The 19004-nt window shown below is 52.4% G+C and carries 18 protein-coding genes and 3 pseudogenes; 11 read left to right on the top strand and 10 right to left on the bottom strand.

Going from position 1 to position 19004, the window contains the following annotated elements:
- Nucleotides 1–577 precede the first annotated feature (577 nt).
- The 6 genes from oppA (at nt 578) to ABLU78_RS20000 (ending at nt 7046) form a co-directional block, all read left to right on the top strand.
- Nucleotides 578–2209 (top strand): oligopeptide ABC transporter substrate-binding protein OppA, encoded by a 1632-nt coding sequence (gene oppA / locus ABLU78_RS20025; protein ID WP_015367070.1) that lies wholly within the window; start codon nt 578–580, stop codon nt 2207–2209.
- Nucleotides 2210–2293: 84 nt separating this feature from the next.
- Nucleotides 2294–3214 (top strand): oligopeptide ABC transporter permease OppB, encoded by a 921-nt coding sequence (gene oppB / locus ABLU78_RS20020; protein ID WP_015367069.1) that lies wholly within the window; start codon nt 2294–2296, stop codon nt 3212–3214.
- A gap of 14 nt (nt 3215–3228) precedes the next feature.
- Nucleotides 3229–4137, top strand: a complete 909-nt coding sequence (gene oppC, locus ABLU78_RS20015) for an oligopeptide ABC transporter permease OppC (protein ID WP_015367068.1) — start codon at nt 3229–3231, stop codon at nt 4135–4137.
- An 11-nt stretch (nt 4138–4148) separates the two neighbouring features.
- A complete protein-coding gene (locus ABLU78_RS20010) occupies nt 4149–5162 on the top strand; it encodes an ABC transporter ATP-binding protein (RefSeq protein WP_015705106.1) in 1014 nt (337 codons plus the stop codon).
- Nucleotides 5159–6163 carry a murein tripeptide/oligopeptide ABC transporter ATP-binding protein OppF gene (gene oppF, locus ABLU78_RS20005; protein WP_015367066.1) on the top strand — a complete coding sequence of 335 codons (1005 nt, stop codon included), beginning with the start codon at nt 5159–5161 and terminating at the stop codon, nt 6161–6163. The genes ABLU78_RS20010 and oppF overlap by 4 nt, the downstream gene beginning before the upstream one ends.
- 16 nt (nt 6164–6179) lie before the next feature.
- A complete protein-coding gene (locus ABLU78_RS20000; RefSeq protein ID WP_020079110.1) occupies nt 6180–7046 on the top strand; it encodes an ion transporter in 867 nt (288 codons plus the stop codon).
- A 68-nt stretch (nt 7047–7114) separates the two neighbouring features.
- On the opposite strand, the gene ABLU78_RS19995 is transcribed toward ABLU78_RS20000, so the two are convergent.
- Nucleotides 7115–7444 (bottom strand): HI1450 family dsDNA-mimic protein, encoded by a 330-nt coding sequence (locus ABLU78_RS19995; RefSeq protein WP_015367064.1) that lies wholly within the window; start codon nt 7442–7444, stop codon nt 7115–7117.
- A gap of 34 nt (nt 7445–7478) precedes the next feature.
- Nucleotides 7479–8939, bottom strand: coding sequence for a cardiolipin synthase (cls, locus tag ABLU78_RS19990; RefSeq protein ID WP_045374302.1), 1461 nt, complete (start codon nt 8937–8939; stop codon nt 7479–7481).
- A gap of 144 nt (nt 8940–9083) precedes the next feature.
- Between cls and ABLU78_RS19985 the strand changes: the two genes are divergently transcribed.
- Together ABLU78_RS19985 and ABLU78_RS19980 are read left to right on the top strand one after the other, a co-directional pair.
- A complete protein-coding gene (locus ABLU78_RS19985; RefSeq protein ID WP_086538044.1) occupies nt 9084–9257 on the top strand; it encodes a YciY family protein in 174 nt (57 codons plus the stop codon).
- A gap of 84 nt (nt 9258–9341) precedes the next feature.
- Nucleotides 9342–9614, top strand: a pseudogene (locus ABLU78_RS19980) (transposase); the annotation flags it as partial.
- 226 nt (nt 9615–9840) lie between these two features.
- Here the strand turns inward: ABLU78_RS19980 and ABLU78_RS19975 are convergent.
- The gene (locus ABLU78_RS19975; protein ID WP_032711423.1) at nt 9841–10161 is read right to left on the bottom strand and encodes a cupin domain-containing protein; all 321 of its coding nucleotides are present in this window, start codon (nt 10159–10161) and stop codon (nt 9841–9843) included.
- Between the two features lie 2 nt (nt 10162–10163).
- Nucleotides 10164–11345 (bottom strand): oligogalacturonate lyase family protein, encoded by a 1182-nt coding sequence (locus ABLU78_RS19970; protein ID WP_048228665.1) that lies wholly within the window; start codon nt 11343–11345, stop codon nt 10164–10166.
- Nucleotides 11346–11611: 266 nt separating this feature from the next.
- On the opposite strand from ABLU78_RS19970, the gene ABLU78_RS19965 reads away from it, so the two are divergent.
- Nucleotides 11612–13165: an MFS transporter gene (locus tag ABLU78_RS19965; RefSeq protein ID WP_020079105.1), complete on the top strand. Its 1554-nt coding sequence runs from the start codon at nt 11612–11614 to the stop codon at nt 13163–13165.
- Nucleotides 13166–13269: 104 nt separating this feature from the next.
- Here ABLU78_RS19965 and ABLU78_RS19960 read toward each other — a convergent pair whose 3' ends face one another.
- The 3 genes from ABLU78_RS19960 to ABLU78_RS19950 are packed head-to-tail and all read right to left on the bottom strand — an operon-like array spanning nt 13270 to nt 16181.
- Nucleotides 13270–14547, bottom strand: coding sequence for a peptidase (locus ABLU78_RS19960; RefSeq protein WP_032711425.1), 1278 nt, complete (start codon nt 14545–14547; stop codon nt 13270–13272).
- Nucleotides 14548–14549: 2 nt separating this feature from the next.
- Nucleotides 14550–15824, bottom strand: coding sequence for an MASE1 domain-containing protein (locus ABLU78_RS19955; RefSeq protein WP_048228666.1), 1275 nt, complete (start codon nt 15822–15824; stop codon nt 14550–14552).
- A gap of 21 nt (nt 15825–15845) precedes the next feature.
- Complete coding sequence (locus ABLU78_RS19950; protein WP_015367055.1) at nt 15846–16181, bottom strand: SMR family transporter; 336 nt, start codon at nt 16179–16181, stop codon at nt 15846–15848.
- A gap of 190 nt (nt 16182–16371) precedes the next feature.
- On the opposite strand from ABLU78_RS19950, the pseudogene ABLU78_RS19945 reads away from it, so the two are divergent.
- A pseudogene (locus ABLU78_RS19945) lies at nt 16372–16488 on the top strand (transposase); the annotation flags it as partial.
- On the opposite strand, the pseudogene ABLU78_RS19940 reads toward ABLU78_RS19945, so the two are convergent.
- A pseudogene (locus ABLU78_RS19940) lies at nt 16487–16639 on the bottom strand (SOS response-associated peptidase); the annotation flags it as partial. The pseudogenes ABLU78_RS19945 and ABLU78_RS19940 overlap by 2 nt on opposite strands.
- A gap of 157 nt (nt 16640–16796) precedes the next feature.
- On the bottom strand, nt 16797–17093 hold the full coding sequence (locus tag ABLU78_RS19935; RefSeq protein WP_015367051.1) for a YciI family protein: 297 nt from the start codon (nt 17091–17093) through the stop codon (nt 16797–16799).
- A 210-nt stretch (nt 17094–17303) separates the two neighbouring features.
- Between ABLU78_RS19935 and tonB the strand changes: the two genes are divergently transcribed.
- Complete coding sequence (gene tonB, locus ABLU78_RS19930; RefSeq protein WP_015367050.1) at nt 17304–18044, top strand: TonB system transport protein TonB; 741 nt, start codon at nt 17304–17306, stop codon at nt 18042–18044.
- 43 nt (nt 18045–18087) lie between these two features.
- Here tonB and ABLU78_RS19925 read toward each other — a convergent pair whose 3' ends face one another.
- Nucleotides 18088–18948, bottom strand: a complete 861-nt coding sequence (locus tag ABLU78_RS19925; RefSeq protein ID WP_015705109.1) for a fructosamine kinase family protein — start codon at nt 18946–18948, stop codon at nt 18088–18090.
- Nucleotides 18949–19004: the final 56 nt, after the last annotated feature.

The following is a 19004-nucleotide window of genomic DNA, read 5'->3' as shown; positions in this document are numbered from 1 at the left end:
GTCACTGTTATTTTCATCACACCATTCTCTGGCGCTTGCTGTCGGATCATTGAAATGATATTAGTAATTTCATTGAGACAGCAGATTAATGTGCTAAAAAATAGACAACTGTTAAATTTTTGTACAAAAAAGCAACTTCGCGCGCAGCGCCGGGCCGCAAAACGACAGGGTGGTCCTATCTTGCTGATTAAAAACAATGTTTTTTCTTTTTTGGCGTTATAAGTCTTACGATAAGCACGCTAAAAAAAACAATAAAAGAGAATCCGGTAACATATTTGCAAATTGCATTGGCGGACAAGAAATCGTTTTGGTACTTTCCGGCCTGATCGCTAACTAACTAATATGCACAAATGAGAATTATTATTAAATGACTCGTTGTGCCGACATTCCCCTCTGGACAGGGGGTAAAGAATCGACGTCAAGGCTGCCGTTTGAGCGGTCGTAATAAATAAGTCGGTGATAGCAAGCAGTAAAATCTGACAGCGGCAAAGACTCCTGCACTGTACAGAATCCCTATAAGGGAAAAATAACAGGCTGGTTAAATAACCAGTAATTATAATGAGTGGAGTAACAACACATGACCATCATCACTAAAAAAAGTCTGGTAGCGGCGGGAATTTTATCTGCGCTCATCACCGCAAATGTTGCTATGGCAGCGGATGTTCCTGCCGGGGTGCAACTGGCGGATAAACAAACGCTGGTGCGTAATAATGGGGCAGAGGTGCAATCTCTGGATCCGCATAAAATTGAAGGTGTACCGGAGTCCAACGTTAACCGCGATCTGTTTGAAGGGTTAGTGATTGGCGATCTTAACGGCCATCCTGTGCCTGGCGTTGCCGAATCGTGGGATAACAAAGATTTTAAAGTCTGGACTTTCCATATTCGCAAAGATGCCAAATGGTCTGATGGTTCGCCGGTTACCGCGCAAGATTTCGTTTATAGCTGGCAGCGTCTGGCCGACCCGAAAACAGCATCACCGTACGCCAGCTATCTCCAGTACGGCCATGTCGCCAACGTCGATGAGATTATTGCCGGCAAAAAACCAGCAACCGATCTCGGCGTCAAAGCGATCGACGACAAAACCTTTGAAGTCACCCTGAGCGAGCCGGTCCCTTATTTCTATAAACTCCTTGTCCATCCATCCGTTTCCCCAGTACCAAAAGCCGCCATCGAAAAATATGGTGAAAAATGGACTCAGCCGGCGAATATCGTCACCAACGGCGCCTATAAACTAAAAGATTGGGTGGTGAACGAACGTATTGTGCTCGAGCGTAATACGAATTACTGGGACAACGCTAAAACGGTTATTAACCAGGTAACTTACCTGCCAATTTCTTCTGAAGTTACCGATGTGAACCGCTACCGCAGCGGCGAAATCGACATGACCTATAACAACATGCCGATTGAACTGTTCCAGAAGCTGAAAAAAGAGATCCCAAAAGAAGTTCACGTCGATCCTTATCTGTGTACTTATTATTACGAAATCAATAACCAGAAAGCGCCATTTACCGATGTACGCGTCCGTACCGCGCTTAAGCTGGCGCTGGATCGCGATATTATCGTCAATAAAGTGAAAAACCAGGGCGATCTGCCGGCTTACAGTTACACCCCGCCATACACCGACGGCATGAAACTCGTTGAACCCGAGTGGTTCAAATGGTCTCAGGAAAAGCGTAATGAAGAAGCGAAAAAATTACTGGCGGAAGCCGGTTATACCGCTGATAAGCCGCTGACCTTTAACCTGCTGTATAACACTTCCGACTTACATAAAAAACTGGCTATTGCCGTGGCGTCCATCTGGAAGAAAAACCTTGGCGCTAACGTTAAGCTGGAAAATCAGGAGTGGAAAACCTTCCTCGACAGCCGCCATCAAGGCACCTTTGACGTCGCCCGCGCCGGCTGGTGTGCTGATTACAATGAGCCGACATCGTTCCTGAACACCATGCTCAGCGACAGTTCTAACAACACGGCGCATTATAAGAGCCCGGCATTTGATAAGATCATCGGCGATACCCTGCAGGTCACCGATGAAGCGAAACGCGCAGAGCTGTACGCGCAGTCGGAGCAACAGTTGGATAAAGATTCCGCGATTGTTCCGGTTTACTACTATGTGAACGCGCGCCTGGTTAAACCGTGGGTTGGCGGTTATACCGGTAAAGACCCGTTGGATAATATTTACGTGAAGAACCTATATATTATCAAACATTAATGGCAAGACGTGGGGCAGGCAGAGCTTGCCCCACCGTGTCTGAATTCATCGCACTCGATAGGCACAGGCCAGAAGGTACGGGCAATGTTAAAATTCATATTACGTCGCTGTCTGGAAGCGATTCCGACGCTATTCATCCTTATTACTATCTCTTTCTTCATGATGCGCCTCGCGCCGGGCAGTCCTTTTACCGGTGAACGTACGCTGCCGCCGGAAGTCATGGCGAACATTGAAGCGAAATATCATTTAAACGACCCCATCATGACCCAGTACTTCAATTATCTGAAGCAGCTGGCGCACGGTGATTTTGGTCCTTCCTTTAAATATAAAGATTATTCGGTGAACGATCTGGTGGCATCAAGCTTCCCGGTTTCCGCCAAATTGGGCCTTGCTGCCTTTTTATTAGCGGTAATCCTGGGCGTCAGCGCCGGGGTTATTGCCGCGTTAAAACAAAATACCAAATGGGACTACGCGGTGATGGGGGTGGCAATGACCGGCGTCGTCATACCGAGTTTTGTGGTGGCGCCGCTATTGGTGATGATTTTCGCCATCACGTTGCATTGGCTGCCTGGCGGCGGTTGGAACGGCGGGGCGCTGAAATTTATGATCCTGCCGATGGTGGCGTTATCGCTGGCATATATTGCCAGTATCGCCCGTATCACCCGTGGATCGATGATTGAAGTTTTGCACTCCAACTTCATCCGTACCGCACGGGCGAAAGGCCTGCCGATGCGCCGAATTATCTTCCGCCACGCGCTGAAGCCTGCGTTGCTGCCGGTGCTTTCCTATATGGGGCCGGCATTCGTCGGCATTATCACCGGCTCAATGGTTATCGAAACGATTTATGGCCTGCCAGGTATTGGCCAGTTATTCGTCAACGGGGCACTTAACCGCGACTACTCGCTGGTGCTCAGCCTGACGATTCTGGTCGGCGCGCTGACCATTCTGTTTAACGCGATCGTCGACGTACTGTACGCCGTTATCGATCCGAAAATTCGCTACTGAAGCCGGAGTTCGCCATGATGTTAAGTAAGAAAAACAGCGAGGCGCTGGAGCACTTCAGTGAGAAGCTGGAAGTTGAGGGCCGTAGCCTGTGGCAGGATGCGCGTCGTCGCTTTATGCATAACCGCGCGGCGGTGGCCAGCCTGATTGTGCTGGTGATTATTGCACTGTTTGTGACTATCGCTCCAATGCTGTCGCAGTTCTCCTATTTCGATACCGACTGGGGGATGATGTCCAATGCCCCGGATATGGAGTCTGGTCACTATTTTGGTACCGATTCATCCGGCCGCGACCTGCTGGTGCGCGTGGCGATTGGCGGGCGCATATCGCTGATGGTTGGCGTTGCCGCGGCGCTGGTGGCGGTGATCCTCGGTACTCTCTATGGTTCGCTTTCCGGCTATCTCGGCGGCAAAGTGGACTCGGTGATGATGCGTTTACTGGAAATCCTCAACTCCTTCCCGTTTATGTTCTTCGTGATCCTGCTGGTCACCTTCTTTGGCCAGAACATCCTGCTGATCTTTGTGGCGATCGGGATGGTGTCGTGGCTGGATATGGCGCGTATCGTACGCGGTCAGACCCTGAGTCTGAAACGTAAAGAGTTCATTGAAGCCGCGCAGGTCGGCGGGGTCTCTACCGCGAATATCGTTATTCGTCATATCGTGCCGAACGTGCTGGGTGTAGTTGTGGTTTACGCATCACTGTTGGTACCTAGCATGATTCTGTTCGAATCCTTCCTGAGCTTCCTCGGCCTTGGGACCCAGGAGCCGCTGAGCAGTTGGGGCGCGTTACTCAGTGATGGCGCCAACTCAATGGAGGTATCGCCGTGGCTGTTGCTGTTCCCTGCCGGGTTCCTGGTGGTAACGCTGTTTTGTTTTAACTTTATCGGCGATGGCCTGCGTGATGCCCTCGACCCGAAAGACCGCTAAGGAGCGCCGTCATGAGCACAATTGAAATGACTAAAGCGCCGCAGGCCGCGCAGCAAAGCGGTCTGCTGCTGGATGTGAAGGATCTTCGGGTGACGTTTAAAACGCCAGACGGCGATGTCACAGCGGTTAACGATTTGAATTTTAACCTGAGGGCCGGCGAAACCTTAGGCATCGTCGGTGAGTCAGGTTCCGGTAAATCGCAAACGGCGTTCGCGCTAATGGGACTTTTGGCCGCGAATGGCCATATTAGCGGTTCCGCCACTTTTAACGGTCGCGAAATCCTTAATTTGCCCGAGCGCGATCTGAATAAGCTGCGCGCCGAACAGATTTCGATGATTTTCCAGGACCCGATGACCTCGTTGAACCCTTATATGCGGGTCGGCGAGCAGTTGATGGAAGTGCTGATGCTGCATAAAGGGCTGAGCAAAGCCGCGGCTTTTGAAGAGTCGGTAAGGATGCTTGATGCGGTGAAGATGCCGGAAGCGCGTAAGCGCATGAAGATGTTCCCGCACGAGTTCTCCGGCGGGATGCGCCAGCGCGTGATGATCGCCATGGCGCTGTTATGTCGGCCAAAACTGCTGATCGCGGATGAACCGACCACCGCGTTGGACGTCACGGTGCAGGCGCAGATCATGACCTTGCTCAACGAGCTGAAGCGCGAATTTAACACCGCGATTATTATGATTACCCACGACCTCGGCGTGGTCGCGGGGATCTGCGATAAGGTACTGGTGATGTACGCCGGGCGCACCATGGAATACGGTCAGGCGCGCGACGTCTTCTATCAACCGTCGCACCCGTACTCGATCGGTTTACTCAATGCGGTACCGCGTCTCGATGGCGAAGGCGATTCCTTGCTAACGATTCCAGGCAACCCGCCGAACCTGCTGCGTCTGCCGAAAGGCTGTCCGTTCCAGCCGCGCTGCCCGCATGCCATGGAAATCTGTAATAGCGCTCCACCTCTGGAGTCGTTTGCGCCAGGCCGCCTGCGTGCCTGCTTTAAACCGGTGGGGGACCTGCTATGAACGCCGTGATCGAACAAAGAAAAGTGCTGCTCGAAATTGCCGATCTGAAAGTGCATTTTGATATTAAAGATGGCAAGCAATGGTTCTGGCAGCCATCAAAAACGCTCAAAGCGGTCGATGGCGTCACTCTGCGCCTGTATGAAGGCGAAACGCTGGGGGTGGTTGGCGAATCCGGCTGCGGTAAATCGACCTTCGCCCGCGCCATTATCGGCCTGGTGAAAGCCACCGACGGTAAAGTCGCCTGGCTGGGTAAAGACCTGCTGGGCATGAAACCTGAAGAGTGGCGCGATGTGCGTAGTGATATCCAGATGATCTTCCAGGATCCGCTGGCCTCACTGAATCCGCGTATGACCATTGGCGAAATCATCGCTGAACCGCTGCGGACCTATCACCCGAAGATGCCTCGTCAGGAAGTGCGCGATCGCGTGAAGGCGATGATGATGAAGGTCGGACTGCTGCCGAACCTGATTAACCGCTATCCGCACGAATTCTCCGGCGGCCAGTGTCAGCGCATTGGTATCGCGCGTGCGCTGATCCTTGAGCCTAAGTTGATTATTTGCGATGAGCCGGTTTCGGCGCTGGACGTTTCCATTCAGGCGCAGGTGGTGAACTTACTACAGCAACTGCAACGGGAGATGGGGCTATCATTGATTTTTATCGCCCATGATCTGGCGGTAGTAAAACATATTTCCGACCGTGTGCTGGTGATGTATTTAGGCCACGCGGTGGAGTTGGGGACCTATGATGAGGTGTACCATAATCCGCTGCACCCTTATACCAAAGCGCTGATGTCGGCGGTGCCGGTGCCGGATCCCGATCTGGAGAAAAACAAAACCATCCAACTACTGGAAGGGGAGTTGCCTTCGCCGATTAATCCGCCATCGGGTTGTGTATTCCGCACCCGATGCCCATTGGCCGGGCCCGAATGCGCCAAAACGCGGCCGGTGCTGGAGGGCAGTTTCCGCCATGCGGTTTCCTGCCTGAAGGTAGACCCGTTATAATCACTCGGGCTGACTGATGTCAGCCCTTTTTTATTGTGAGGTTAACGTGGCAGTTTCGCTTTCCGCCGCCCGTTTGCGGCTTTACCATCTACTCTTCGATCAAACTCGTCGCTCCGGCCGCCGTTTTGAAGGGCTTTGCGGTTTATTTGCCCTGTTGAGCGTGGTTATTATTTTTGTTGAGTCCGGACTCGGTTCGCAGTATCACCTGTCGCTAGATGAATGGCATGTTTTTGTCTGGCTGGAATTAGGAATTACCGCGGTCTTCACCGTGGAATATATTTTACGCGTAATAAGCTGGCCGAATCCGCTGCGCTATATCTTCAGCTTCTGGGGATTTATCGATCTGGCGACCGTTCTGCCGCTGTATGTAATGTGGTTATGGCCGGAAATGAGCCTTGAGTATGTCTTTGCCTGGCGGGCCATGCGGGTTATCCGCGCGCTGCGTATTCTTAAACTGCTGCGCTTTATGCCGTCGCTGAATATTTTTTGGCGGGCTATCGTCAGCGCCCGTCACCAGCTCATTCTGTTCTACTCGTTTATTGCTATTGTGATGGTGATTTTTGGCTCGCTGATGTATTTAATTGAAGGGCCGCAATACGGGTTTACCACCTTAAATGCCTCGGTCTACTGGGCAATCGTCACCATTACTACCGTGGGATACGGCGACATTACACCGCATACGCCATTAGGGCGGATACTCGCCTCGGTGCTTATTCTCATCGGTTATTCTATCATCGCCATCCCGACCGGGCTGATTACGACGCATATGACGACGGCGCTGCAAAACCGACGTGCCCGCCGCGTTTGCCCAAACTGCAGTAACGCCGAGCATGATAAAAATGCCCGTTTCTGCCACGCCTGCGGAACAGAATTACCGCAATAACGTATAAAATAAAAAGCCTGCCGATGTTACCGTCGGCAGGCTTTTCTACAGGCGCATTAGCTTAATGCTTATTCGCGCCACAGAATGTGGCACAGCTTGTGATCTTTTTCCCGGCATAGCAGAACGCGAGCGAAAATATCGTTGATCTCGCCGCCATCGGTATCGGCCAGGCCAATAACGACTTCGGCGAAGAAATCTGGGTTGAGGTCGTAATCGACATGCTCTTGCCAGTCTTCCGCCGGGTCAAACAGTTCGGCGCCGCCGCGCTCTTCAAACTGCAGATTGAAAAGAATGATATCCGCCGGGTCGAGGTTATCGGCCGCCAGCTCAAGAAAGATATCGTAGGCCTGTTCGAGCGTTTCGTCTTCGGTCAGGCGATTGTTTAAATCCATATCCATGATTGCTACCCGTTAAGCATCTGATGGGCACGTTTTACAGCAACGGGCTGAAGAAGTAAAACAGTCGCTCTGCGATCCGCTGCCATAGCGGTCGTTTGGCCCACAGTTTTGCATCCAGCAGGCGCGAGCGGGAGATGTAATCGTCCTGCACCGCCGCCAGGTCGCCGCCAAAGCCCACGTCGTCGATCGCCAGCGTGATCTCGAAATTGAGCCACAGGCTGCGCATATCAAGATTAACGGTACCGACCAGGCTCAGTTCGCCATCTACCAGCACGCTTTTGGTATGTAGCAGGCCGCCTTCGAATTGATAAATTTTCACCCCAGCAGCAAGCAGTTCAGTGAAGAAGGCGCGGCTGGCCCAGCCTACCAGCAGGGAGTCGTTTTTGCGCGGCATAATAATACTGACCTCGACGCCGCGCTGGGCGGCGGTACAGATGGCGTGCAGCAGGTCATCGCTGGGGACGAAGTAGGGGGTGGTCATGATCAGATGTTCTTTCGCCGCATAAGCCGCAGTTAACAACGCCTGGTGAATCAAATCTTCCGGGAAGCCGGGGCCGGAAGCAATAGTATGAATGGTATGCCCGTTAGCCTCTTCAAACGGCATGATATTGACGTCCGGCGGCGGGGGTAAAATTCGCTTGCCGGTTTCAATTTCCCAGTCGCAGGAGTAGACAATCCCCATTGCCGTAGCCACCGGGCCTTCCATTCGCGCCATCAGATCGACCCACTGACCGACGCCGGAATCTTGTTTGAAGTAGCGCGGATCGACCATATTCATACTGCCGGTGTAGGCAATATAGTTGTCGATCATCACCATTTTACGATGCTGACGTAGATCCATGCGGCGTAAGAACACGCGCATCAGATTAACTTTAAGCGCTTCAACCACCTCGATACCGGCGTTACGCATCATTGCCGCCCACGGGCTGCGGAAGAAGGCGACGCTGCCGGCTGAATCGAGCATTAGCCGACAATGCACGCCGCGACGCGCGGCGGCCATCAGCGACTCGGCGACCTGATCGGCCATTCCGCCGGGCTGCCAGATATAGAACACCATCTCGATATTGTGTCGTGAGAGCTGAATATCGCGAATCAGCGCCTGCATCACGTCATCGGATTCGGTTAGTAACTGCAGTTGGTTACCCTTAACGCCGGCGATCCCCTGGCGACGTTCACAGAGTTTGAACAGCGATTCGGCAACCGGGCTATTTTCTTCAGCAAAGATATGTTTGCAGCTTTTCAGGTCCGTTAGCCATTTGGCGGTGGAGGGCCACATGGCGCGCGCGCGCTCGGCTCGACGCTTACCAAGATGCAGTTCGCCGAAGGAGAGGTAAGCGATAATTCCCACCAGCGGCAGGATATAAATAATCAGTAACCATGCCATGGCGGAAGGTACCGCGCGGCGTTTCATTAGAATGCGTAATGTCACGCCGGCAATCAACAGCCAGTACCCCAGAATGACCAGCCAGTTTACGACCGTGTAAAAGGTTGTCATAGATGAAAAATCCTTTTGAATAGCCCGATGCCATGAGTTTACGCATCATCATCCATCTGGCAAATAAAAACGCAGCGAAAGCGATGGTCAGACAGATTCATCGGTTTATAATGAGGGCTGTTTTTCACTCGTAGAGTAGTAGCAATGAAGCGTAGTAGAACGGAAGTAGGGCGCTGGCGAATGCTTAGACAGGTAAGTCGCCGTAAATCGCGCTGGCTGGAAGCCCAATCTCGCCGCAACATGCGGATTCTTTCAATCAGGAAGTGCCTGGTCAAACGGCAACGTCATGCTTTGCTGTTCACCTTCTCTGAATTCTGAGAGTAAAAATTAAAGGCACCGTGAATCGCCGCGGGTTTAACAGACACCTCAGAGTCATTGAAGATGACTTAAAGAGAGGTGCCCATGAGCGGTAAGCGTTATTCTGAAGAGTTTAAAATTGAAGCAGTCAAACAGGTTGTTGATCGTGGTCATTCTGTTTCCAGTGTTGCAACACGTCTCGATATCACCACTCACAGTCTTTAGGCCTGGATAAAGAAGTACGGTCCGGATTCTTCCACTCATAATGAACAGTCAGATGCTCAGGCCGGGATCCGCCGTCTCCAGACAGACCAGATGCTGACCGGGCAGATCAAACAGTTCTGGCTTGAGTCTGGCTGCGTCTATGGCTATCGCAAGTGCGTGATACCGGACAGGCACAAGACAGCGGCCCCGGTGGCTAACATTCGTGAATTTTCCAGCGTCATTCACGCGGAATACGGAACACTGCTGCAGGACCTGCGCAGAGAATAGCGATGCCGTTCGTCATTTTGCATTTATGAATGGCACGATTATGCTGGATACTTACACACTGGCTTCTCCCGCTCTTTACAGGTTCCTCTGACTCCACGTCAAACCATGCCTCTTACAGAAAATCCTCTCTCTGTGGCGTAAAAGTATCCAGCAATATACCTGCCTCCAGACACTCGCAACCGTGTATGATATTCGGTTGTTTGTAGAGTGTGTCACCGGCTTTCACCTCACGAGTCTCATCGCCAATGGTGAACACAAAGCGCCCGGAAAGCACATAGGTCAGTTGTTCGTGAATATGCTGGTGGAGTGACCCGACAGCACCCTTTTCAAAATGTACTTCGACCGCCATCAGCGAACCACTGTGCGCCAGAATCCGCCTGCGTACTCCGTTACCGAGATCTTCCTCCGAAGTCTCGGCCCTAAAAATAAACATAGTTACTCCTTACCAAGTGAACTGACCAGAGTATCCGGTATTTGTGCAAGATAAAGGGCCGGCAGGCCTTCGAAATCAGATGTAAATAACACGTCCCGGTCGTCGGGTGAAAAAGAGGGATGCGGATGGGTAACCTGCCGGTCGCCGTCCAGCACCTGCCAGGAACTCTGATGTGTTGCCAGTGGCGCATAGCGGCGGGTTCGGGTGTCAAAGAGATAGAGAAAGGGATCGTTTTCGATGACATGCCCTGAGGTATCCTGTACATCCACCGGGGTACCCGAGCCATCACCCACCAGCAGCGTGCCATCGGCATTGCTCATCAGATGTGAGCAGGCCGGCATTGTCATCAGGCTGCTGTCTTCTCCGGTTTGTGGTGAGAAGCGGCGAATGTAACGCTCGGAATGACCTTTAAAGTATGAAACGTAGAGGAGTGCGGAACCATCCGGTACCCAGAACTCATGGGTACAGCTTTCTTCCGGCGCATGCGTTTTCACTTTGCGTACGTTACTCCCGTCTTCGTTGACCAGCCACATGCGTGCATCCACAAGATCGTGAGGTCCCTCATGACAGAATGCCACCGTACTGTCGTCGTAAGGTCGATAGAGGGGATGTCCAAGCCATTCGTTCGCTTCATGGATCACCCGCGTGGAACCGTTATGCAGATCCACCTGCAACAGGCGACAATGCGGACGACGCAGATAAAACGTCCGGAATTTTTGCCAGTCGGTGAGCGGTGTCCAGTCATCACGGGCAATTTCGATACCGACCAGACGCGTACATTCGCTGTTTGCTACCCAGGTGCCATAGCCAACCCATTCCTCCGGTACCGTATAGATCGTATGTTCGCTGTAATCATCCAGACTGACACGACGTAATTCCCGTTCGTTTTTCACGTAATAAAGGCTGCGATCGTCGGGCGACAAAAAGCCACCGAAAGTATTGTCACCACGACCGTGTGTAAGTTGAACGGCGGTCTGTTTTTGCCGGTCCAGCAGGTAATAGTTGCGATGACCGTCAAATTCAGCAGCAAACAGGAGTTTGCTGCCGTCACGTGTAAAGCTTTTTTGATAGAAATAGTTGCGATGACATATCACATCTGGTGGTGTCAGACGCGTTATCCGAGCCCCGGTATGCGGGTCACTGAAATGGTGAAAATGTAACTGAATCGTTGAACCCTTAGCCATTACTAGCCCCTGCATTACAGAAGGAAATTTTATTATGAAATTGCGTTTCATAATAATAAAAACAAAGTATCTTTTCTGTCGAGGGGAAATGTCCAGTACCGATGATGGAAATGTAACCCCGGTCACAATTTCTTCAGAAGCGCCCTTAGCAATGTTTTTAATGTGAACATACTCACCTTTCTTTACGGCTACCCATACTATAAAACACAGATTCATAAAATATAAAACGCTATTTCGTTTCTTGTTTGATAACAAAGGGCAGGGTTATGAAGACAGAAAGGCCAGTTCTTTTCAGGCATCAACTCGCATATGGAGGGGGTAACTTGCTGGGTAGCGGGGCACTGGCCATTGCCGGTATCTGGTTACTTTACTTTTACACCACCTTTTGTGGTCTGACACTGCTGCAGGCTTCGGCTATTTTTTCGGTTGCCAGTATTATTGATGCCATCAGCAATCCGCTCATGGGATATATTTCAGATAATTTCGGCAAAACGCGTCTCGGTAAACGCTTTGGCCGCCGCCGGTTCTTCATTCTGCTGGGCATCCCCCTGATGATGGTCTACCCCCTGCTGTGGATCGATGGATTTGGTTTCTGGTATTACCTTTGTACCTATGTGTTGTTTGAGTTGATCTACACCTCTGTCATGGTGCCCTATGAAACACTCGCCACTGAAATGACCGCAGATTTCGCGAAACGATCTAAACTCACTGGTTTTAAAGCTATTTTTGGTAAAGTAGCCAACTTTCTCGCCGCTTTCATTCCGGGCCAGTTCATTCTTGTTTACGGTAAAGAATCGGCCACCCCATTTTTTTACACCGCCCTGACATATGGGGTGATTTTATGTGTGGCGATGGGGACACTCTGGTATTACTCGTGGGAGCGCCCGGCCGCAGATGCTTCGCCGGAAAGTGAAGAAAACACCACGCTCAGCCATGCAATGCTGGCATTGCTGAGGGAGATGAGATCGACTTTTTCACTGCGTGTTTTTCGCAAACATCTGGGTATGTATTTGTGCGGCTTCGGGGCAGAGTGGCTGTTTGCTTCTGTCTTTACCTACTTTATCATTTTTGTCCTGCAGTATGATCCGACCATGGTATCCGGACTGAGCAGCCTGAACTCCGTACTTCAGCTCTTTTCCACAGCTATTTTTATTGCTATCTGCGTAAAACATGGGTTCAGCAAGCCCTATATACTTGCGCTGGGTATCGTTATTTTTTCCGTACTGTGTTATGCCGCGCTCTATTTTTTCCACCTACCTCAACAGTATGCCACTGCGGCGATGCTGGCGATTACCGTTGTTTTCGGGATCGGTACGGGCGGGGTGTATTACATTCCCTGGACTGTGTATACCTTTCTCGCTGATGTTGACGAAGTCTTTACCGGACGCCGCCGCGAGGGGATCTATGCCGGCACGATGACCTTCTCCGGTAAACTTGTGCGCTCTGTGATTGTGTTTACTATGGGAGCGATCCTGAGTTTCTATGGATTCCAGTCTAAATCGCAAACCCAGCCGGAAAGTGCGGTAATGGCTATTGCGCTGGTCTTTTGCGTCGGTGTGATTGCACTGGCTCTCGCGGGGATTTATTTCAGCGCGCAGATGAAGCTGAACCGGAAGGCACATCTGGTGGTGCTTGCTGAGGTGGCACGTATCCGGGCTGGTGGCCAGATTTCACATGTCACAGCGGATGTTCGTGCCGTCATGGAAGCCCTGATCGGTTTTCCGTATGAACAATGCTGGGGTAACACTACCGTCTGTTGCGATGGCAGAAACAAGCATCCTGACAGGACACCACTTGCCGGCACGACCCGACAACCCTGAGGTATACCGGTTTCTGTCAGGGCTCGGGAGGGAGGCGGAGTCAGAAGCCGGTGATGTTTCTTCTACCGCCCGGAAGGAGCACCTTTTCCTGACGCCGTTGCATCTCATAGTTTGCGAAACCAGTTCAGTCTGGCCGGATGAACCAGCCCGTGCAATGCGCGGGAATAATCCAGAACCAGCCCGGGAGTCCAGGCCATGGTAGTGGCACGGCGGCGGAGTTGTGCTGCGATCCAGAGCTCCGGCTGCAAGAAGAGCCGTAAAAAAACCGACCAGCCGCTCCGGTTGCACAGCACACCATCTAACGCGGCTTCAAGTGCGTATGCCACACTGCTGGAGCAATTTCGCCAGGTAAGGTTATATATTTCCTGGCGGCGATAGTATGTAGCGAATGCCCGGAGTGATACCGCGTTGAAAGTATGAAAACAAACCTGTCTGTCGGCTTCACACCAGGCGGCGGACTCTGATGCGTAACTGTCCTGAAATTTTCCGGGTACATTATTCTCCCGTACGGCCCGGAGTGTGCGAAAAAACTCCGAAGGGGACCGATCTATATCCACTGCCGGGTAAAGACTGATATAGATATCCTGCATCTCCAGCGCGGCATGTCCGGTAGAAATGACCCCGGCAGAATCCACTGCTGCAATATAGCGATTCATCACTGGCCGGGGGAGAGTGTCCTGGGTAGCAGAACCTTCCGGTGTCCAGACCAGAACCCGGAGCTCTGTCGCTTCCAACGCCACTTCTTCCTGACAGGGATGCTGTGGTTCTGTATTTGTCGGCGCGTATCCTGTGCTGTCCGGAGACTGGACATCAAAAATAGTCACCCCCGGGGCCAGACTTCGGAGCCGAAAAGCAAGCAGAATGCAGTCAACGGCACTGAGCAGCATCAGCGCCCCGATGAACTGAGGAACCGTTCCATCATGATGAGTGGGATAGGGCTGGAAAAGGAATACCGCATACAGGATCTGACACATCCCGCCAGCCAGCGCGCGTCTCCAGTACGGATAACGAACCACCCAGGCGGCAGCAACCTGAAAAGCGCCGGACAACAAACAGATAAATCCCAGTATGATAGCCAGGAGGAGATTACTGCCTGAATATCCTGACAGAATAAGCAGGGCCACGGCTCCAATAATCCCACCTTTAAACAGATAAATTCCTCGCTTAGCCCCGGTGGCACCGGATGACGCAACAAGCGTTAACAGACTCTCGCACAAAAGAAACCAGCCAAAAAGTCCGAGCGGAAAATAGCGTGCTCCCAGCATACCGTCCGCCAGTACCAGAAAACCGAAAAGACCCCACATCAGACCTGCAGCAGTAAGAAGGTACCGGTTGCCACCGATAAAACGTCGGCCGCATAAAAGCAGTGCAATCTGCAGCATATTCAGTGGTCCTCCGGACGGATAACGGAAACCGGACCACTGGCGGGTAACCAGTATCCGACGAGGAATCCACCTGTTGTACCGGGCAAAAAGAATAGTCCCCGCTCGCAGATCATTACGTGCTCATCTCCCGGCAATGTAAGCCGAAATATCAACGATCCGCCTACGGGCAGGCCGCGGATCGCCTGTTCCCAGCGTGATGTTAACTGTTGCCTGACAGCAGTATCCACGCTCTGGAGCAGGATTTTTCTGTCAGGCAGGTGTGCCACCGTATCTGCCAGCACCGGTGTTCCCTGCAGATCCCAGTCGATCCGGCCACTTCGGATATCCATGCGAAAGGCGGTTTCTTCGTGATGCATCTGCTTACGCCCCGGACCGTTTAGCTTATCCGGCAACCGCAGTAACAGCCGGACAAAGATAGTCAGGATGGCCGTACCGGACAGGTATCCCTGAGCGAGAAGCAGCGGTTCGCCCGGATCCAGGCCTTTAATAAAAAAGGGGCCTGTCTGGTGCCATGAAAAGGAAACCACAACGATGCTCAGTGCCAGAAAAGCCAGCGCGCCGGCCTGGGCACCGGCGATGACCGGGACGACAGCAGTCAACAGGACCGGCAAGCAGGCCAGTCCGTAAATGAGCCCCGCCCGGGACTCTTCCCCGGAAGGGGAAGAGAAAATGAGTATGGCAATCACCGCGACCAACAGCACGCTGGCGAGGGTCTTTACGACGTCCCCTGTTGCCTTCCGGGCTGGCTCCCATGTCAGACCTGTCAGTATGGTAGTGGCGACGATGTTGCCGCTGACATTTGCCGCCCACCACAAAGCAGTGGTATCCGCAAAAGACACGGGATGACGCGAAGACAGCCATCCTGCTGCTGCCATACCAGCCAGCGCGCTGATGATCAGGGTACTGATTAGCCAGACACACACCTTACGAAAATCATCCTGTCTACGACTGTAGTGCTGTACGGCCAGCGCCACTGTAACGTCACCACTGACTGAAATCAGGGAAAGTATCAGGGATGTTTCCGAAGAATGGCGCATCAGCAGATCCATCCCTGCGCGGGCAGCAAAGAGCACGATATACATTGCGGGCCAGAATCGTCGCGGCAGAGAAAGGAAAGCGCTGACAGCAGCCCCGGCAGGAAACCAGACCATCGCTACACGATTTTGCGGATCGTCCAGTTTCAGAGAGATAAAAGCCAGAATAAGATAAATGACGGGCCAGATAATGAGGGCAGGAAGATAGTTTTTTTCTGCAATCTGTATACGTTTCGGCATATCCAGTACCTGCAGATAATATCAGTGCGTGACGGTGGAGGAAAACAGCTGAATGACCACCACCCCCGACAGTATCAAGCCCATCCCTGCAATGGCGGGAAGATCAAGCTTCTGGCCGAAGAGAAACCAGGAAAAAATGGAGACAAGAAAGATGCCCAGGCCGGCCCATATCGCGTAAGCGATCCCCAGATTCATGACCTTAACGACCTGAGAGAGTCCGTAAAATGACACGGCATAACCGGCGACGACCCCAAGGGAAGGAAGCAGGCGTGTGAATCCTTCTGATGCTCTGACCATGGTTGTTGCAAAGGTTTCGGCCGCGATGGCCACAATCAGGATGATCCACGTGTTCAGCATGACCTCATTGCCTTAAAGAAAGGGTTCTGGTTTAAAAAATAGGAAACAAACCCGGAATTGGCCACCTGTTGATCAATACCGGTACGAAAGGTTGCATGAACACTGCGGCTGTGACCCTGACCCGAAATCCTGCACCATTCAGAAACAGAATGCCGGCATGATCTACACTCCCTGAACGGAGGTGGTGCCGATGAAAAAGTCACGATTCACCGAAGAACAGATGGTTTTTGCCCTGAAGCAGGCTGAACTGGAGACGTCCGTGCCGGAGGTCTGCGGTAAGCAGGGCATTTCCGATGCCACGTTCTATCGCGTTCGCTCAGAAGCAAAACTTTGGTACCGGGCGCGACGTTGTATCGACCAATCGGCTCCGGGTCATATGCGATGTCACGATCGGCTTCATCGGCAAGACAGGAAAGATAATCTTCACGGGTCATTGACTGGGAGAAGCGTCCGCACATATCAACCTCCAGTGGTCAGACTGAAAGTGAAGACGTATCGAGGATCCAAGGAAGGGCGACCATTCTGCACTTAGTGTACCTAAATGCGTCCTTTACAGAATGATCGCTATATTATGATTGGTATATCTTACTGATATTAACTAGCTAATTTGCTTAACTAAAATACTTTCTTGTAAGGTTTCACCGAGACGTGCTGATAGACGCCCGCGGCGATATAGGGGTCATCGTTGGCCCAGGACTGCGCCGCTTCCAGCGATTCAAATTCTGCGATAACCGTTGAGCCGCTAAATCCTGCCGCGCCAGGTTCATTGCTATCCACCGCGGGCATCGGGCCTGCGGTCAGTAAACGGCCTTCATCATGTAATAGTTGTAGGCGCGCCAGATGGGCAGGGCGCACCGCCTGGCGTTTTTCCAGAGAATCGGCGATATCTTCTGCGTAGATGACGTAAAGCACGGCAAGGCTCCTTAATCAAAAAATAGGCAAATCACGTGACGTGAAAGCGTTATGGGCAGCAATGTAAGATGCGCACGCCTTTAGCATGCCACGGCACGCCGGTTTTTTTCCACAAAACGAGGCAAAATTTGATGCAAGATAACACGTCTTATTGAATATGATTGCTATTTGCATTTAAAATCACGGCATCATTTTTCAACAGAAACGACTATGAGCGCAATGACCCTTGATTTACCTCGCCGCTTTCCGTGGCCAACGCTGCTGTCCGTGGCTATCCACGGTGCCGTTGTGGCGGGGTTGCTTTATACCTCGGTACATCAGGTTATTGAAAAGCCTTCGCCTTCACAGCCAATCGAAATCACGATGGTGGCGCCGGCGGATTTAGAGCCTCCGCAGGCGGCGCAGCCGGTCGTTGAACCCGTTGTTGAACCGGAGCCGGAACCGGAGCCTGAAGTGGTGCCTGAGCCGCCAAAAGAGGCGCCAGTGGTTATCCACAAACCGGAGCCGAAGCCCAAACCCAAACCCAAGCCGAAGCCAAAGCCGGAGAAAAAAGTCGAGCCGAAACGCGAGGTGAAGCCCGCTGAGCCGCGCCCGGTCTCGCCGTTTGAGAATAACAATACGGCGCCTGCGCGTACTGCCCCGAGTACCACGGCGGCAACGGCAAAACCGATGACCACCGCGCCGAGCGGTCCTAAAGCGTTGAAACGCGGCGACCCGTCTTACCCGCAACGTGCGCAGGCGCTGCGTATTGAAGGTGACGTGCGCGTGAAATTTGATGTCACCGCCGATGGTCGGGTGGAGAATATCCAGATACTCTCTGCGAAGCCGGCCAATATGTTTGAGCGTGATGTCAAAACCGCGATGCGCAAATGGCGCTACGAGGCAGGCAGGCCGGGAACGGGTTTGACGATGAACATCAAATTCCGCTTAAACGGCGTAAAAATGGATTAAGCTCGCTGATGAAAAAGGCCCTTTTGAGGGCCTTTTTTTACGCCTATTGCAGGGCTTCATCGAGCGCTTTTTGCGCGGTGACCAGGTGCTGGCCGCCGAACAGAATTGCCCGATTAAGTAAAGTGTATAGCTGGTAAATCGGTTGCCGTTCAAGGAAACCAGCGGGCAGCGGCGAGACCGACTGATAGCCATCGTAAATCTGCGGCGGTTGTTCCGGATGCAGAGGCAGCATTGCCAGATCGCATTCGCGATCGCCCCAATAACATGCCGGATCGAAAATATACGGCCCATTGGGCCCTAGCGCGCAGTTCCCGGACCACAAGTCGCCATGTAATAAAGAAGGCTGCGGCTGATGGCTGCTGAGCCGCTGCTGTACACTTTCGACAATGTTGTCGATATCGCCGAAGTGCAGTCCTTTTTCCGCCGCTAGCTCCAGCTGCCAGCCAATGCGTTGTTCAGCGAAAAACGTTGACCAGCGGCGCTGCCAGGCATTCGGCTGCGGGGTCGTCGACAGATCGTTGTCAAAATCAAGGCCAAACTGCGGCTGGTCGCTCCACTGATGTAAATGGGCGATTTGCTGACCAAGCAGAAACGCGTTATGCGCGTCCAGCGGTCGCGGCGGCAAATATTCCATCACCAGAAAACTGTAATCCCGGTCGCTGCCGACGGCAAAAACCTGTGGAACGCTGACGGTTTTACAGCGCGAGAGCAGCTCCAGCTGGTCCGCCTCCGCGGTAAAAATGGGGAGCAGTTCGCGTTCATCGCATTTGACGAAATAATCTTTTCCGCCAAAACGTAAATGCCAGGCGGCATGGATCTCTCCGCCGGGTAGCTCGTTGCGCAGTTCGATTTCAGCGCCGTCAGTGTGCTGCTCGCTTAACAAATTGCTAATAGCTTGCCACATGCTGTCTCTCCCCATGTTTTCCACCATATCATAAGGTTAGCGTATAACCTGGCCGT

This window comes from Klebsiella sp. JN_Kp122 (assembly GCF_040062085.1).
Taxonomy (GTDB): domain Bacteria; phylum Pseudomonadota; class Gammaproteobacteria; order Enterobacterales; family Enterobacteriaceae; genus Klebsiella; species Klebsiella aerogenes.
This window is presented reverse-complemented; position numbering and strand designations above follow the sequence as displayed.

Excerpts from the sequence above, each read along its gene's own strand:
- oppA (WP_015367070.1), top strand. The coding sequence starts at position 578 with ATGACCATCATCACTAAAAAAAGTCTGGTAGCGGCGGGAATTTTATCT.
- oppB (WP_015367069.1), top strand. The coding sequence starts at position 2,294 with ATGTTAAAATTCATATTACGTCGCTGTCTGGAAGCGATTCCGACGCTA.
- oppC (WP_015367068.1), top strand. The coding sequence starts at position 3,229 with ATGATGTTAAGTAAGAAAAACAGCGAGGCGCTGGAGCACTTCAGTGAG.
- ABLU78_RS20010 (WP_015705106.1), top strand. The coding sequence starts at position 4,149 with ATGAGCACAATTGAAATGACTAAAGCGCCGCAGGCCGCGCAGCAAAGC.
- oppF (WP_015367066.1), top strand. The coding sequence starts at position 5,159 with ATGAACGCCGTGATCGAACAAAGAAAAGTGCTGCTCGAAATTGCCGAT.
- ABLU78_RS20000 (WP_020079110.1), top strand. The coding sequence starts at position 6,180 with ATGTCAGCCCTTTTTTATTGTGAGGTTAACGTGGCAGTTTCGCTTTCC.
- ABLU78_RS19995 (WP_015367064.1), bottom strand. The coding sequence starts at position 7,444 with ATGGATATGGATTTAAACAATCGCCTGACCGAAGACGAAACGCTCGAA.
- cls (WP_045374302.1), bottom strand. The coding sequence starts at position 8,939 with ATGACAACCTTTTACACGGTCGTAAACTGGCTGGTCATTCTGGGGTAC.
- ABLU78_RS19985 (WP_086538044.1), top strand. The coding sequence starts at position 9,084 with ATGAAGCGTAGTAGAACGGAAGTAGGGCGCTGGCGAATGCTTAGACAG.
- ABLU78_RS19975 (WP_032711423.1), bottom strand. The coding sequence starts at position 10,161 with ATGTTTATTTTTAGGGCCGAGACTTCGGAGGAAGATCTCGGTAACGGA.
- ABLU78_RS19970 (WP_048228665.1), bottom strand. The coding sequence starts at position 11,345 with ATGGCTAAGGGTTCAACGATTCAGTTACATTTTCACCATTTCAGTGAC.
- ABLU78_RS19965 (WP_020079105.1), top strand. The coding sequence starts at position 11,612 with ATGAAGACAGAAAGGCCAGTTCTTTTCAGGCATCAACTCGCATATGGA.
- ABLU78_RS19960 (WP_032711425.1), bottom strand. The coding sequence starts at position 14,547 with ATGCTGCAGATTGCACTGCTTTTATGCGGCCGACGTTTTATCGGTGGC.
- ABLU78_RS19955 (WP_048228666.1), bottom strand. The coding sequence starts at position 15,824 with ATGCCGAAACGTATACAGATTGCAGAAAAAAACTATCTTCCTGCCCTC.
- ABLU78_RS19950 (WP_015367055.1), bottom strand. The coding sequence starts at position 16,181 with ATGCTGAACACGTGGATCATCCTGATTGTGGCCATCGCGGCCGAAACC.
- tonB (WP_015367050.1), top strand. The coding sequence starts at position 17,304 with ATGAGCGCAATGACCCTTGATTTACCTCGCCGCTTTCCGTGGCCAACG.
- ABLU78_RS19925 (WP_015705109.1), bottom strand. The coding sequence starts at position 18,948 with ATGTGGCAAGCTATTAGCAATTTGTTAAGCGAGCAGCACACTGACGGC.